Source organism: Vibrio chagasii, from assembly GCF_002954585.1.
Lineage (GTDB): Bacteria > Pseudomonadota > Gammaproteobacteria > Enterobacterales > Vibrionaceae > Vibrio > Vibrio chagasii_A.
The window spans coordinates 1,405,450-1,420,911 of record NZ_MSCI01000001.1; the positions used below are offsets into that span (position 1 = coordinate 1,405,450).

General features: G+C 44.9%; 12 protein-coding genes. 1 reads left to right on the plus strand and 11 read right to left on the minus strand.

Annotation, left to right across the window (positions count from 1 at the left end):
- The 10 genes from secD to BTO10_RS06610 form a co-directional block, all read right to left on the minus strand.
- Positions 1-1,800, minus strand: a complete 1,800-nt coding sequence (gene secD / locus BTO10_RS06565) for a protein translocase subunit SecD (protein ID WP_105024010.1) — start codon at positions 1,798-1,800, stop codon at positions 1-3.
- A gap of 164 nt (positions 1,801-1,964) precedes the next feature.
- Entirely contained in the window at positions 1,965-2,429 is a 465-nt protein-coding gene (locus tag BTO10_RS06570; protein ID WP_063524822.1) for a hypothetical protein, read from the minus strand.
- Positions 2,430-2,644: 215 nt separating this feature from the next.
- Positions 2,645-5,422, minus strand: a complete 2,778-nt coding sequence (locus BTO10_RS06575) for an insulinase family protein (protein WP_105024011.1) — start codon at positions 5,420-5,422, stop codon at positions 2,645-2,647.
- Between the two features lie 176 nt (positions 5,423-5,598).
- Positions 5,599-6,447, minus strand: coding sequence for a LytR/AlgR family response regulator transcription factor (locus BTO10_RS06580; protein ID WP_105024012.1), 849 nt, complete (start codon positions 6,445-6,447; stop codon positions 5,599-5,601).
- Positions 6,448-6,496: 49 nt separating this feature from the next.
- Positions 6,497-7,555, minus strand: coding sequence for a sensor histidine kinase (locus BTO10_RS06585; RefSeq protein ID WP_105024013.1), 1,059 nt, complete (start codon positions 7,553-7,555; stop codon positions 6,497-6,499).
- The gene (locus BTO10_RS06590) at positions 7,555-8,847 is read right to left on the minus strand and encodes a hypothetical protein (protein WP_105024014.1); all 1,293 of its coding nucleotides are present in this window, start codon (positions 8,845-8,847) and stop codon (positions 7,555-7,557) included. Before BTO10_RS06590 ends, BTO10_RS06585 begins: the two co-directional genes overlap by 1 nt.
- Before the next feature lie 9 nt (positions 8,848-8,856).
- Positions 8,857-9,633, minus strand: a complete 777-nt coding sequence (locus BTO10_RS06595) for an outer membrane lipoprotein-sorting protein (RefSeq protein ID WP_105024015.1) — start codon at positions 9,631-9,633, stop codon at positions 8,857-8,859.
- Positions 9,626-10,915 carry an ABC transporter permease gene (locus tag BTO10_RS06600; RefSeq protein WP_105024016.1) on the minus strand — a complete coding sequence of 430 codons (1,290 nt, stop codon included), beginning with the start codon at positions 10,913-10,915 and terminating at the stop codon, positions 9,626-9,628. Before BTO10_RS06600 ends, BTO10_RS06595 begins: the two co-directional genes overlap by 8 nt.
- Positions 10,903-11,601 (minus strand): ABC transporter ATP-binding protein, encoded by a 699-nt coding sequence (locus BTO10_RS06605; RefSeq protein ID WP_105024017.1) that lies wholly within the window; start codon positions 11,599-11,601, stop codon positions 10,903-10,905. The genes BTO10_RS06600 and BTO10_RS06605 overlap by 13 nt, the downstream gene beginning before the upstream one ends.
- Positions 11,602-11,687: 86 nt before the next feature.
- Positions 11,688-12,362: a hypothetical protein gene (locus BTO10_RS06610; RefSeq protein WP_105024018.1), complete on the minus strand. Its 675-nt coding sequence runs from the start codon at positions 12,360-12,362 to the stop codon at positions 11,688-11,690.
- 522 nt (positions 12,363-12,884) lie between these two features.
- On the opposite strand from BTO10_RS06610, the gene BTO10_RS06615 reads away from it, so the two are divergent.
- Complete coding sequence (locus BTO10_RS06615; protein WP_004736958.1) at positions 12,885-13,694, plus strand: hypothetical protein; 810 nt, start codon at positions 12,885-12,887, stop codon at positions 13,692-13,694.
- Between the two features lie 165 nt (positions 13,695-13,859).
- On the opposite strand, the gene BTO10_RS06620 is transcribed toward BTO10_RS06615, so the two are convergent.
- On the minus strand, positions 13,860-15,329 hold the full coding sequence (locus BTO10_RS06620) for a S41 family peptidase (protein WP_105024019.1): 1,470 nt from the start codon (positions 15,327-15,329) through the stop codon (positions 13,860-13,862).
- Positions 15,330-15,462 lie beyond the last annotated feature (133 nt).

Genomic DNA, 15,462 nt, shown 5'->3' on the forward strand with positions numbered 1-15,462 from the left:
TTAAATCCTTACATCGTGGCGTTGGTCACGCCCCCAAACCAAATTGATGATCGCTCGTGAAGCAAAAATGCCCGTAAACATACTGGTTAGAAGACCCAAGCCCAGTGTCAAAGCAAAGCCTTGAATTGGTCCGTTACCAATGGTGTAAAGAGCGACAGCTACAATCATGGTGGTGAAGTTAGCATCGAAGATAGACGAGAACGCGCTATCGAAACCACGATCGATGGAGCTAGCAAAGCTGCGTCCTTCTTTCATTTTGTCTCGAATACGTTCGAAGATAAGTACGTTAGTATCCACCGCCATACCAACGGTTAATACCAAGCCAGCAATACCCGGCAGTGTTAATACCGCACCCGGTAGCAATGCGATCAGACCAAACAGCGTTACCATGTTAACGATAAGCGCACCATTCGCGACCCAACCAAGACGGCGATACCATAGCGCCATAAACGTCAGAGTAAGACCAAGGCCAAGCGCCAATGCAGCAAAGCCGTTAGTCACGTTTTCTGCGCCCAAAGATGGACCAATGGTACGCTCTTCAATAATGGTGACTGGCGCCGTTAGTGAACCTGCACGAAGCAATAGAGCAAGCTCTTGCGCTTCAGCCATGCTGCCCGCACCTGTAATTCTGAAGCGGCTACCCAATTGAGATTGGATGTTCGCAAGGCTGATCACTTCACTGGTTTTCTCGCTGTTACCGGCTCTGTCGCGGCTGTACTCGCTGTACACTGTCGCCATTGGCTTACCGATATTATGACGAGAGAACTCAGACATTTTCTTACCACCCGCAGAATCTAGGGTGATGTTTACTTCTGCGCTGCCCATTTCACCAATGCCACTACGTGCATCAATAATGTGCTCACCACTCAGTACTGCTTTGCGAGCAACAACCACACGGTTGCCATCGGTATCTTTTAGCGTTTGAGTGTTGCGTGTTGGGTTATCGTAAACCGAGTAGAACGCCAATGATGCTGTGGCACCAATCACGTCTTTTGCAGCTGCAGGATCTTGTACACCCGGCAATTCGATACGGATACGGCTTTCGCCTTGGCGTTGAATTGAGGCTTCAGTGATACCTAGCTCTTCAATACGGCTGCGCATGATTTGTAGGTTTTGTTGAACCGTTAGGTTGCGAAGCGTGCGTTGTTCATCTTCAGATTGCGTTAGAGTCAGCTTTTTGTCTGAGCTGTCACGTAGCCATTGCGGGAACTCTTCACGAATCAGCTTTTGCGCCTTTTCAAAATCGGCATCGGTGCGGAAGTTAAATTCCACTTTGTTGTTCACCACTTTGCCGCGGGCATAACGCACTTGGCTGGTGATCTCGTCCACCACAGCTTGCGCTTGCGCGTGGTAAACCGGTTCCATATCTACTTCGAGTAAGAACTGCACACCACCACGTAAATCAAGGCCTAGCTGAATCGGTGCAAAGCCCATGTCAGTCAGCCATTTTGGTGCCGCTGGCTCCATTGCTAGCGCGACGGTTGCAGTATCAAGCAGACGCTCATTCAGTACTTCTTTGGCTTTTGCTTGCTGCTCGGCATCTTCTAAGATCACGACTAAACGCTTGTCTTTCTGATAAGCCGATTTCGCTTGGATGCCTTCGCTCGCAAGGTATTGAGTGACCTGCGTCGCGTCGATGGTTTGCTCAGAGCGATTGTTAATTTGAACCGAAGCATCTTCGCCATACCAAGACGGTAAAGCGCTCAGAATCATAATGATAATGGTGGTGATAAGTACCACGTATTTCCACTTAGAGTAGTGGTTGATTTGTTTTCTTGGAATGCGTTTTTTCACAGTCAAGATCTCTTATTTCTTAAGCTAATATGTTACGAACAGGTACGAAACTGACGACAACCAGACAAAACTGATTAAACGACAGCAGAGTGCATTCGCAAATTGTTTTGGGGATTGGCTAAAACAACGGACAAAAGGGAGCGTCGATACGACCAATCAGGGGCAAAGGATTAGCTAAGAAGTTCTCGGAAATGTGAATATTGGATGTTGCCCTCTTTCCACCCCGATAAACGGGAAGGCGGAGAGCTGACAATACTGGTCCAGTGCTGTTTGAGGTCCAACATAGGGGTTGTCGCTAACAGCGAAGCCAGTAAAGAAGGGGGAGAGAAGTCAATCAGCAAGTGATAAGCAGGCTCAAGGTCAGGCGCGCTTTCTTGCTCATTGGTTGATATACGTCGGTAAGTGGTCGCTTGAAGGCTAGATTCAGTATCGTGATAATTGGATCTGTCACCTACTGACGAAGCGCCTACTTGAACTTTATCGCACTCCAAATAGGCCGATGGGTCATCAATGGCAGCGTTCTGACACTGTTTTTGCGCGAAAGATTGCTGTTGAGCAGTCTCGATTTGAAACGGCTTAGAAGGAAACGAATAGCCGTTAGAATTCACTAAGCCAAAGCTCAGTAAAAACAACATTAAGACTAATCGGGTACCCAGTTTAAGCAATCTAATATCCAAACAATATTCTCGTAGATCGCCAATCTACAACACAAATGAAACGCTGTCTTGATTTAAAACATTTTTTTAGAAAATGATTCAATGCAACCGATTAAGCTTTGATGCTTCTAAAAAAAGAAAAAGCCAAGCAACTAGGCTTGGCTTTCCATTACGTATGCGTCCAACGCTGATCGTTATGACGCTTTAGGTCGCATGATGTTCTTAACCTTACGGCTATTCTCGCCAAACAGGTGATGGAGCAGAGTATTCATGTCTTCAACCGATATTGATTTAACGACTCGGTCAACATCAGCCAAGGCTTCCACTCCATACCCATACAATAGATAACGAGACACAAACCACGCCTGATCGATAGAACTTGCCTCTAGTGGCGCGAAGTCAGCTTCAAACTGTTTTACTATCGAATGCAGTTCGTCTTCAGAAATACCTTGTAGGAGGCCTGAGATCACTCTATCAATCGCCATTTCAACAGTATCTACGTTCTCCGGCGCGATCATTGCTCCGATTACCCACTCATGAATCGGTTCACCATCATTCGAAGCCGTATAAGCATAAGGTGAATAATCTAAACTCAACTCTTCACGAACATAAGAGTCTAAACGAGATGCGACTAAACGTTGCAATAAGTCTTCCATGAAGACATCTTTTGCAGTCCAGCCTCCACTTTCTATTGTCGTCGGCTCTGGAATCACTCGTAAGATATATTCCGCACTATTTACGTTGTTGATCGCGACATCAATACGTGGTTTCGCTGGTTGCTTGTACTCCACTTTGAAATCTGGCACCGTCCCCGCTTGCAATGGAATTGAAGCTAAGTACTTACGAACTAGAGGTTTCAACTCACTTGGGTCGATATCACCAACGACCACCAACTGGTTGTGTCTTAGTTGACCAAACAGTTGTTGATGAACAGCACGGACATCTTCAACAGAAACCGCTTTAACACGCTCTTTATTTACGAATAGATGGCGGCTTCCCGAGCGATAAATATTTTGATTGATCGCTTGTTCAAATTGACCAACAGGCGTACTTAGGAAGGACTCTTTATCTTGCACTAGCTCTTGCTTGACAGCTTCAAGCTGATCAGAATTCACTTTAGGAGACACCATGAAGGTATATAGCGCAGCAAACGCGTCACTCATCCCATCTTTTTCGATATTAAACTCAATGCCATGTCGCGTCGAAGAAATAAAAGAATCGACTAAAATCCCTTCACGATCAAAGTAGGCTTTCAGCTCAGATCCCGTAAAGTCACCAGCACCACTTCGAGCAATAACAGGTAGTGTCACATTTGCAGCTGCGTATAAATCCGGCTCCAACGCCGCTTTACCGCCAAGACTCACGTACATTATTCCAACATCGTCTTTCGCGTATGAATCACGTAGGTACCACATGTCGATACCATTACTTAAAGTCCACTTTTGAATATTTGGATCGGCGTACATTTGCTCTACCAATTCAACCTCGCCGGGTACGGCAGGCGAAGCAAATGCACTGGCTGTTGCCGTTACGAATGTCTGTGTACCCTGCTGACTATAAGAAGCTTTTAATCCATCTAGAGAAGCCAGAACCGCTGTGCGATCCTCATTGTCATCCATGCCGACAATCAAAAAGTAATCACTCGAAAGGACTTCTTTGATATTTTTATTAATCGCTTCAAGGCTTAAATTAGCAAGAAAGGCTTCCATGCTGGCCTGATAGTCTTTTTGAGATTGAACAATATCGCCAGACAGTAATGCGTTCACTTTATCGTTCACGTGATCCACACTGTCCCTTTTATCCCAGTCGTGCTCAATATCATCCAGTGAGTCTTGATAATAATGGAGCTCACTCGCAATTTCTCCTTCAGAAACACCGTAATCACGTAACGACGTTAAAGTAGAAACCAACGCTTTCTGAACCGCATCACGGCTGCCTGCTGGGAAGCCAACACTTGTCGATGAATAAAGCAGAGCACCCAACCTGATGTTATCTGACGTTATCCATTGCGTCGGTAGCGCTGCATCATTAAAGTCTGCCTCTAAACGCTGCTGAATAAGAATCTGAGTGGTTTCATCCAACCAACGCTGATGTTGTTGAGCGTGGGTTTCAACAGTGTTTAAACCTCGGTTAAACGTCAAAGAAATACTCGGAGCTTCTCTGCCAGCATATTCAATGTAGTCACCTTCATTGAACGAAGTCGTATTCTGCTTTTGTGGCTTTGACGTTTTACCGCGCTCCCAGCTCGAAAATTTCTCTTCAATCAGTGGGATCAGTGTTTTAAGGTCCACATCACCAGAAACCACTAGCTCAACGATTTGAGGTTGATACCAAGTTTGGTAGAAGTCGGTAAGCCCTTCCGACGTGGCAGCCATAACCGAAGCTTTAGTTCCTAACGCATCTTGCGATTCGTAAGGGCTGCCTTCGAATAGGTAATCAACATATTTCTCGGGGAATGACTTATCATCGAGACGAGCCATACGAAACTCACCAAGAATCACTCCCTTTTCTTTTTCAACTTCCGAACTAGAGAGATCGAGGCCATCGCCAACGTCACGCATCCAAGTCAATGCTTGCTCTAATTGGAGGTTATCTGGCAAATCTAATTCATACACCGTATCTTCATAGGAAGTATAGGCATTGATGTCCGCACCAAAGCTGGAGCCAGCTTCTTCAAATAGACGAATCACATCGTTTTGAGAGAAGTTCTTGCTGCCATTAAATGCCATATGCTCGACAAAGTGAGCATAGCCTTCTTGTTGAGGTGTTTCTTGAATGGAGCCCGCGTGCACAACTAAACGCACAGATACCGATGCTTCATGATCAGGATAAACATGGTAAGTAAAACCATTATCCAGTTGAGCAGATGTCCAGGCAGGATCTGGTTGAATTAAAGTTTCATTGGTTTTTGATGTAGAACTGCAACCAACCAGGGCAAAGCATATTGCCGTCGCTAAATAATATGTCTTCATAACAACCTCTTAATGTCATTCACTGACAATATACAGATTGAGTTAATGATTATTATTTAATATTGAACCAAATGAGTATAGTTGTGATCTAGATCGTCATCTTATAAATTACAATAACACATGTAAAGTCAGCCATATTCAACTAGAAGTTCAGGAGTAAGGGGAAGAAAAACAGACTACATGCCTTTAAACAGAGCTTGCGAGGCACGGCTGATTGGCAGCTTGTCACCGGATACATACGCCGACATCTGACCGGATAGTCCTTTTTTGACCTTATCAATAGCCGACACTTTCACTACCACTGAACGATGGATCTGCCAAAACTCATCCGGATTAAGTTGAGCGAGTAACTCTTTTAGAGATACACGAAGAATAAACTCCTCTAAAAGCCCGCCCTGCCCTTTCTTAAATATCGATACGTACTTATCTTCGGCTTTGAAATACGCCACATCATCGACGGCGATCAGGTGAATGTCTTCGCCAACGCTGGCTTTGAGCCACGTAAGATACTTTTTCTGCGACAAATAAGGAGGCTGCGTTTGCTGTGACGCCGACTGTGACAGTTGCTGAAGTTGACTCATGAGTGCAGCGATGTCGGGTTGTTCTGGCATATGACCGGACTGTGTTTGATTACTTGATAAGCGCGCTTGAATCTTCTGACAGGTAGCAAGCAGGCGCTCTTCATTGATTGGCTTGAGTAGGTAATCTATCGCATTGTGCTCAAAAGCTTTAACTGCATACTCGTCGTAAGCCGTAACAAAGACCACCAGCGGCGGTGATGCAAGCTTGTTCAATTGCTTGGCTAACGAAATGCCATCAAGCTCTGGCATGCGAATATCAAGAAAGGCGACATCAGGTTGTAGCTGCTGAATGCTCTGCATAGCCTCTGTCCCATTTTTGGCCTTGCTGATAATCTCTAGCTCAGGCCAAACCTCAGCAAGACTCTTATCCAAGTGATGTCTTAACAGCGCTTCATCGTCTGCAATAATTGCCGTCACGCTGGGCTTTACTCCTGAGTTGATCATTATTCTTCCTTTAAATTCACACTGTAAATCGTCTGTTTTTTAACAGTACTTAGAGTTTCAAAACTGCATTCTCGGAGCTAGTTTCGCTGATGAGCGGCAACAATATCGTCGACACCACGCCGCCAGTCGCTCGCTCTGTGATCGTCAGGCTCGCCTTATCTCCGTATAGGGTATCAATACGCTGACGAATGTTACTCAATCCAACACCATGGCCGGTAGCAATAGACGGTGCTGTTAGCCCCACGCCACTGTCTGATACTTCAATTTTCATCTGATCATCTTGTTGAACAATTCGGATATTAACTTCACCGCCAGCAGCCTTGGGCTCGATGCCGTGTGTTAACGCATTCTCAACCAAAGGTTGAATCAAGAAAGGCGGAATCACTTGTTGTTCGCTGATGTCGTTGGTTTCAATCGAGAACGTCAAACGCTCATCTAATCGTATCTTCTGGATGTTGAGATATGCGTCGAGCAAATCGACCTCTTGAGCGATGCTCGATTGCTCAGTACGGCTGTTCTTCAGAGTCACACGCAACAAGTCAGTCAGCTTTTCAAGCATCAACTTAGCTTTGGCGCTGTCACTCTCAATCAATACATTGATGGTCGCAAGAGTGTTGAACAAAAAGTGCGGCTCGATTTGGCTTTGCAGCTGTTTTAACTGGCTAAGTACAACGACCTTTTCTTGATCAGCTTGGCGACGCTTCGCCACCTCTAATTCATTATCGGCACGCAGCTGCTGCTCTCTTGTGTAGAAATAGTAATAACAAACGGAACAAAAGATCACACCAAGCAGCATCACAGACTTAAGATCGGAAAGGTTAGAGCCGAAAAAGCCGTTCAACCAATAGTGTGCATTCAAGGTACCAATGGTCATTGCAATCACCATTGATACCCCTACATCAAATGCCTTTGATTTCCTTTTGAATAGTTCAACCAACACAAACGAAGAGCCAACTGCGCTGTAGCCAAAGCCGAAGCTGATGACCAAGTTGAGCGTAAACCCGCCTCCCCAAATCGTATTGGTTGTAATTGCAATAAGAACGCAAAATAGCGTAGTGAACGCGAAGCTTTTAATCCATGAAAAGCGACTGTTTGAAGAAGTGTCCATTAAAATCGTCCTTTGATATTTAAAAGAATCATATGACTATCCGGTAAGTTGGCGTAAGCAGAATCACTTTTACCGCCTAGAAAGCGTGCAGCAAGTTCCAATTCCAACGATGAATCACCATTATCGAAAGCCTGACAATTAAGCCACTGCGTAGCAATAAAGCCACCGTCCTGTGGAGACAGCATGACATCAAATGTAGGTGTAATATCTTCAAGCCAGCCATGTGCCGAGTCCAAAGACCAGTGAAACATGAGATTGTGTTGAACCAAATTAGCGTGTTGATAACCTTGAGCGTAAGAGCCCGCCAACGATGTTGTCATGGGATTAAGAGACAAATATTCCGCATTCACCAAAGCGCTTTGCCACTCAGAGTCACTCCAAGCACGGCTATCAAACCAGTATTCCAGTACCACATTGTGGCCCGTCTCGTTGGCCCATGTCAGTCCAACTAAGGCTTGGTACGCCTCGCCCCGCTCTTCTAGATAAACCGGTTCAAGCAGTGAGTTGGGCTGGCTGTAACCCAAACTTTGTCGTTGATAAACCATCGAACCGTGAAACTCCCACGCGAGATTTAATACCGACACCAAGCTCGCTCCAAGCAAGCCGTGGCGTACATCGTCGTAATAAGCGACCCATTGATATTCGTGATCGCCTACTAAATTGTAACGACGTAAGCCAACCCCTTGTTGCTGATTCTGCTTTTCGAATTGATTCACATCTTGGGAAGTCCATGATGAATCGCTGTAAAGCAGTGTCCATTCGCCCGTCATATCGAACAGTGACGCTGAAGCCACACCTGCGCCCTCTTCTGCGACAATGCCAACAGGGTTTTGTCGGTAAGGCTTGATAATGTCTAACGGTCGGTAGCCATAACCAACACCCCAATCTAGGCGAACCTTACCGAGTGTCACATCAAGGTAGTGATCACCCAACGCTGAATTAGACAGTTCAACACCACCTTGCCAAAACAGCTCGCGCACAATGAATTCCGATTCAAAGCTCGCGTCTTGGTCTTGAGGAGTATTACTCAAAATGTCGTTGGCTTTTACGGCAAACAGCCCAAGCCAATTCCCATATCCAACCTCAAGATCCAGCAAGCCATTGAGTGACTGACGATTATCAGATGCGAAAGGGCTAAATGGCGACTCTCGCGATTCAACGGCCTCAGCACTCAGTTGCCAGTCCCATGCTAGGCTCAGATCGCCCGCTTGAGTCGTGTTACTCACACAAGACAATGCAAGCAAGCTAGCGATCAAAGGCTTGATGTGGAATCGACGGCTAGAAGCTTTCATAGCACCCACCTAAAGCCCAGACACGCTATTACGCGATAAGTAAGCAGGGTTGTAGTATTTATCTGCCAAGGCTTGCTCGCTTACCTCGCGATACTCAATCACGGTTTTCTTACTTGGTTGAATCTTATCGAGTAGGGTCATCGACACCACACTTGGCAAGCCATCTCGCACGCCTTCAGTAAACCAAGCTTGCTTGGCTAACTTACCTGAACGCAGATACAGATCCGCTTTGACTGGAAACGCTCGGTCTGCCGTTAACCACAGATCAATCGATTGATAACTCGCGCCCTTAGTTTTTGCGGTGAGTTTTAAGTGATGGGTATCAAGCTGATCACCACTTGGCATCTCAACCGATTGTTCAGCAACCCACTCGCCTTGGTAGTCTTCGCTCCAAGTCAGCGTCGAGATGTCACCAACCGAAGCTTCACCAAGCAGCTTTTGCATCGGGGTGATACGAATTGGACGGCGCGATTTCGGCATCAGTAACCAATAGTTGTCTTCTATCATCAACATCTTTTGACCCGCCTCGACCGCCGACTTGAACACAACCAGCGACTCTCGGTTTGGTCTTGTGTAGACGTTGTACTCACGGGTTTTGTCTAGCTGCTCGTCTTGATATAGCGCGACCAGAGATACCACTTTTGATGCCTGTTCGCTGTTCAAACGGTAGCTATCTGCCTTAGCAATTATCTCGGAAACTTGCTGTGAATCGATAGCCCAGCTTGATGCCGATGCTAGAGCCAACGCACAGCCTAAAATAGAGAGTAAACGAGTAAATTTATACATAAACCAGTGCCTCCGTGATTGGTTTATTTACGCCTTTGCGAGCAGAGAAATACGCAGCCAGCAAACAGATCGTCAGCACACCCAAAGTGGCATAACCAACCAATTCCAATGAGAAATAAATATTGAGTGGGTAACCTTCGGTTCTTCCCGGAGGTGGTGGCATTTGCACATCGATCACCAGCAATAACACCGACACTAAACCACTCACTAATGCGCCTATCGCACTGCCAATCACCGCCAGTAAGCCCGCCTCTTTTAGAAAACCCGCCACGATTTCAGATGGGTAACTGCCGAGTGCCGATAAGGTGCCGATTTCACGAGTGCGTTCCGTAACCGACATGGTCATGGTATTGAACAGCGACACAAACACGACCAATGCCATCACTGCGCCCATGATGCCGAAGATACGGTCGTAAAGGTCTTTAACCTTGGTGTAGAAAAACGCGCGATCTTGCCATGGGGTAATCTCAATGCCTGAGCTTTGTTGGCCAGCTTGCTTGTCTATAGCCGATTGGATGCGTTGTTGAACCGTCGAAGTCTTGCTGGTTTCGAAAAGGAATACCGATAAGGTACTTACTTTGTCTGATGCTAAAAGCTCTTGTGCGGTGGTGATGTGCACGTACAACTGACGTTTGTCCAACTCAGGCACACCAGTCGAGTAAATGCCCTGCACCTTAAAATCAAAGGCATTCAATGCGCCATCACTGGTGGTGGCGAGCAGTGTGACCCAATCGCCAACGGCCACTTTGAGGTTACGAGCAAGGTCGGTTCCGAGCATCACTTGTGGCTCTTGGCTGTCGTATCTTGGTGATTTCACATCCGAGAGGGTTTGACCGCTGCGCACGTCAAGGAAAGGTCCTTTCATGTCGAACTCGCGCTCATTAACGCCTGTTCCCATAAAAATGGTCGACTTGCTTCCGTTAGACACCAAACCGCTAAAGTAAACTCGTGGCTGCACACCACGTACGTCGCTGTCACCAATAATGCTCTTGGTGAGCGCTTGAACGTTATCCAGACCATTACTCAGCGGCATATCTTCGTCTTGTTCAAAATAACCCGGCGTACTCAAAGTAAGATGACCAGTATCTCGCGCGGTTGATTCTCTCAAAGATTCGTAGGTGTAAAGCCCATAGCCACCAGCACTGGTTAATGCAAATACCGCGATGGCGATAATCAATACCGACAACAAACTACGGCGACCATTTCTTAATAAGTTGAGCCACGCTAAGCGAACCGACGTAGGAACCAGAGAAGTGCTCAACCCTTGCGTTAACTTGCCCATGAGATCGCCTCCATTGCTTCGGCTTGTGATGACAGTTGTCCATCGATAAGTTCAATCACTCGGTCACAGCGCTGCGCCATCCTTGGGTCGTGCGTTGCGACGATAAATGTGGTACCCATCTCATGACCGAGCTCTTTCATAATGTCGATCACCAAGTTGGCTGTGTAGCTGTCTAAGCTGGCAGTCGGCTCATCGGCAATCACTAGGCTTGGGTTGTGGATCAGTGCTCTGGCTATCGCGACACGTTGCTGCTGACCGCCTGATAGGTTGTCTGGACGGTGATGGATGTACTCCCCTAGCCCAACACGCTCTAACATATCTTGCGCTCTGGTCTGCTGTTCTTGCTTTGAACATTGGTTCAGCATCAATGGGTAAGCGACGTTCTCAAGCGCTGTCATCACAGGAACCAGATTGAAGCGCTGAAACACAAAACCCAACGACTGGCGGCGAAAACGCGCAGCCGTAATCTGATCTGTTGGATACGCTTTGCCATCAATATTTATCTCACCTCGATAGTCCATATCCAACAAACCTAGGATGTTCAGCAGTGTGCTTTTTCCCGATCCCGACGGGCCGCACAGTGCCACCATTTCACCGCGTTTAATCTGACCATCGACTCCCTTGAGTGCGTCTACACTTTGTCCACCCGTGAGATACGACTTACCGATTCCTTTAAATTCAATCATTCCATTTTCCTCTGATTGCTCGCCAACTATTTAGCTTCCATGCCCTTTATTTCGCTTTCGCAACTATTACTTAGCTTTCGCTACTATTACTTGGCTTTCGCTATTAGGGCCTTCGCAGTCATCGTTTCGATGTTGTCGGCATCAGCCATTTCCATTTGTTTTAACCACACTTGTGCTTGCGTTAGGTCTTCAGCACGAATCGATGCAGTAATTGCGTAACGATAAATCCATGAAGTTGCAGAGAAGTGCTGTTGTTGAAATTCTTCTTCCGCGAGTAGCGAGAGAAACAAGTCATAACCGCGATCGAAATGGTTAAACATGTCTGGAAGAGAGGTGTAAGTCACCGCGGCCATGGCGCGAGTCAGGTAAGAATCTGGTAACCCTTGAACACGAGGTTGTTCATGAATGGGCAGGTCTTCATCTTTCAGCAACACCAGTGATTTATCGATGGTCGATAAGCCCTTTTCGACATACTTCATCTTGTTCCAAGGTAAGAACGCATCACGACCCATTAAGGTTTCTGTGCTCCCTAGGTAAACCAAAGTCAGTGGTGTTGCGCCGTCTTGTTGCAGCGTGTCATTAAGGCGTTCATACGCCACCTCGACCAGATCTTCATTGCCTTGCGCGGCTTGATTGTAAATATCAAGCACGTCTGAACTTGGATTAGCTAGCGCCAGCGTAGGAGCGATTGAAGCTAACCCAATTAAAAGTGAACGACGAAACAGAGCAGTAAATGAGTTTGAAGTGTTTGAAGCCGTCATGATATGTAATCCCTTTCAAATGTTGACGTTGAAAGGTTAACCACAAACTGTCACGCCGTTTTATCAATGCGACGAATGGCAATAATGCGGAGTGAATGGTTGAGTGAAAGCGTGAGTGGGGAAGTTAGAGGTGGGAGTAATTACCCTTCTCTGCAAAGAAAGATTCAAGTTTAGTCACCATCATGCTGCACTGTTTGTTAACTGGCCATTTCAATTAACCCAAATAATTTAGCCCTTTATAAAGCTAATTAGAACGACTCAAGCAACATTAGTACATAATTTAAACACAATATAATAAATTCATACTATCAATACACAACCACATAACATTTACCATCATAAGAGCTTGATTTCACACTGCGTATTAATATAGGGTACAACCCGAAATAGCTCGTCACAAGTTACTGATTTAAAAGAACAAAAAACCATCAGATCAATTAATCAATGCTTTGATAGCTATAATTCGCGTACGTCGGTCGTTCTAAACAATGGCTAGTCTTATAACAATTCAATGAGAACAAAATGAACTTACTTAACAAATCGGTTATCACAGCTATCACCAGTGTATTATTCATGACATCAGCGCAGTCAATGGCCAGCAGCGGCTGCTACATGGGAGAAACCGATGGCTCTCAATGGCTAGAAAGTATCATCGAGCCAGATAAACCACTCTTCATTGATTACAACACCAGAACATGGGGTGAAATCGAAAAGTTTGATTTTGATTTCGGCTACGACAAGATTGAAAACCCACGAGGCTTTTCAGTTAAGGTTCTTTTAGCTAACCGTACTACAGAAGCAATGTCGATTTCAGGTATCCTTGAGGGAGAGAGTGGATCAAACGGCGGCTCGAATAACGCTGGTAGAATTGAACTTCACATGAATCTAAACAGTGACCGTTATTTTTCACGTTTAGTTGACGGAAAACTGAATCTTGGGTTAGGCCGTACAGGTTCAAATGAAACCATCGAAGTAATCAAAGTAACAGCAAGATTCTGTGGTTTACCTGTTCAAGAAGGTGTCGCTGTTAGCGCGTCTGATCACAATATTCTTGCAGGCAACGCTCAGCCTCTATCACATTTTATTGATGCGGATACGACGTATCGAGTTTCGGCGACGGGAAGCGCAACCGATGAAAACGGAAATGCTATTACCGCAGTATCGATCAACTACATTGATTCTCGAAATTCTGAAAATTCGACGCTTCAAGTGAATACAGGTGAAGAGTTCTACCTTCATTCAAATGGTAAGGTATCTCTGTATTACGCAACAGAATCAAGTCAAAACACCGGTGGTCACACTGTCAAATTTGAGCGTGTTAACCTAGATTAGTCTCTAGCTAAAACCTGATTAAAGGCACTATGTGTACCGAACTACTCGGGTATACATAACCATCGATAGGCTTGCCTGGATTTATACAAGCCATACAAAAATAGCCGCTAATCAGCGGCTATTTTTCGTTATCCAAGTGACACTCCAACTCGGCGCTCGTTAGCCTTAATAAAGTAATGACAATGCTTTTTCGAGCACAACATCTCGGCCTTGCTGACGATCTTCTAACACAAAGTTTCTAACCACGTGATCTGGCTGTACCCCTTTGACTTCATGGTTTTCAAGGTCGCGATTCTTATAATATAAATTACTTAATGAATACTCCCAGCCATTAGGCAGCATTCTGCCAAACGCATCTGAGGTGGCGCCTGATGTCGATTCACCAACGATGGTCACGTGAGGGAGCGTCTTCATCGCCGATGCGAATGTCTCTGCTGCACTAACCGTTCCAAAAGAGGTCAAAAGTACAATAGGTTTTGTATATGAAATACCATCGCTCGGAGTCATCGTGACATCGACATCATGGCTGAATTCACCTTTGAAGTAAGAGCTAACATGCCAAGCTAACTGCTGCTCTTCAATCAAATGCTGCAATAACCATAAACCTTGCATATCAAGCCCACCCTCATTTTCACGGATGTCGATAATCAACGACTGGGTATCATTTAGCTGCGTTAAAATTTTAGTCACTAATTCTTCAAACTGACGATGAGCTTTATCTGTGTTTCGTTTAGGAGTCTCTGTTATTAAACCTTCATCGATATAGCTCATGAAGTCGCCAATTCTTAAGTATCCAGTCGGTATGCCTTTATTATCAATGATGCCCCAGTTAAGACGATGTTCCTTGCTCTCACGAGAAGCTCGTTTTTTAAAACCTTCCTGTTCATGTTCAAACAAATACTTCATGATATTGAGCGTGATTTTATCCTTCTGACTGGTTATGTAGCTTTCTTTTTCTGATTCAGGAATATTTAACTGGTCAGCTTCCAACTCCAATTGCTGTTCCAAGGTGGCTTTATTGCTATACCATATCTGCAGCTCTTTTGAAGGGATAGAAATAGAACTATGATCATCCTTTAAGTGACGCAGTATTTCATCGAATACATTAATTAACTGTTCGTCGTCTGCACCGTATAATTCATCATAATATTTATCATAAACCTCATCCCAGTCAATGTTACGTTCATCAAAAAAGGCATAGTGGTTGTTCATATCTTGCCAATATATATCGAACATCGATTGAGCATCAAAATCAAAGTAACCATCGCGAACCATAGAGTGGCCAAGGCCTTCAGTACATACATCATTAATATTGCTAATTAAAGTATAAGTAAAAGGTCTAGGTCGAAGAATATTAAGAATCAATTGATTATCTTGACGAATGGAATGCTGTTTTATTGCTTCATAACTCAACTCTGTGCCATAACTCAGAGAGTTAGACACTTCATAACAAGTGCTATTAACCACTTGTATTGTTCTTGTAGTCTCATTTTCGATAACTTTAATTTCGCCATCTCGTTGGCTAAACCAAACCCCATTAATATCATGAGTCTGGTCTTTTTTAACTTGTTCGCTATGACATGCGAATGAGCCTTGAATTAAAGCAAGTGTCATCACATATTTAAGAGGTTTCATTTTATTACTCCACTATACTGAAGTTAAAAATGATAAATTAATTTAATAGTAATCAGTGTAGGTATATGTATGTTTTATGTAACTAAGCCTATTACATTATTAATTAGAATAAAATAAATTAATATTATCAAAT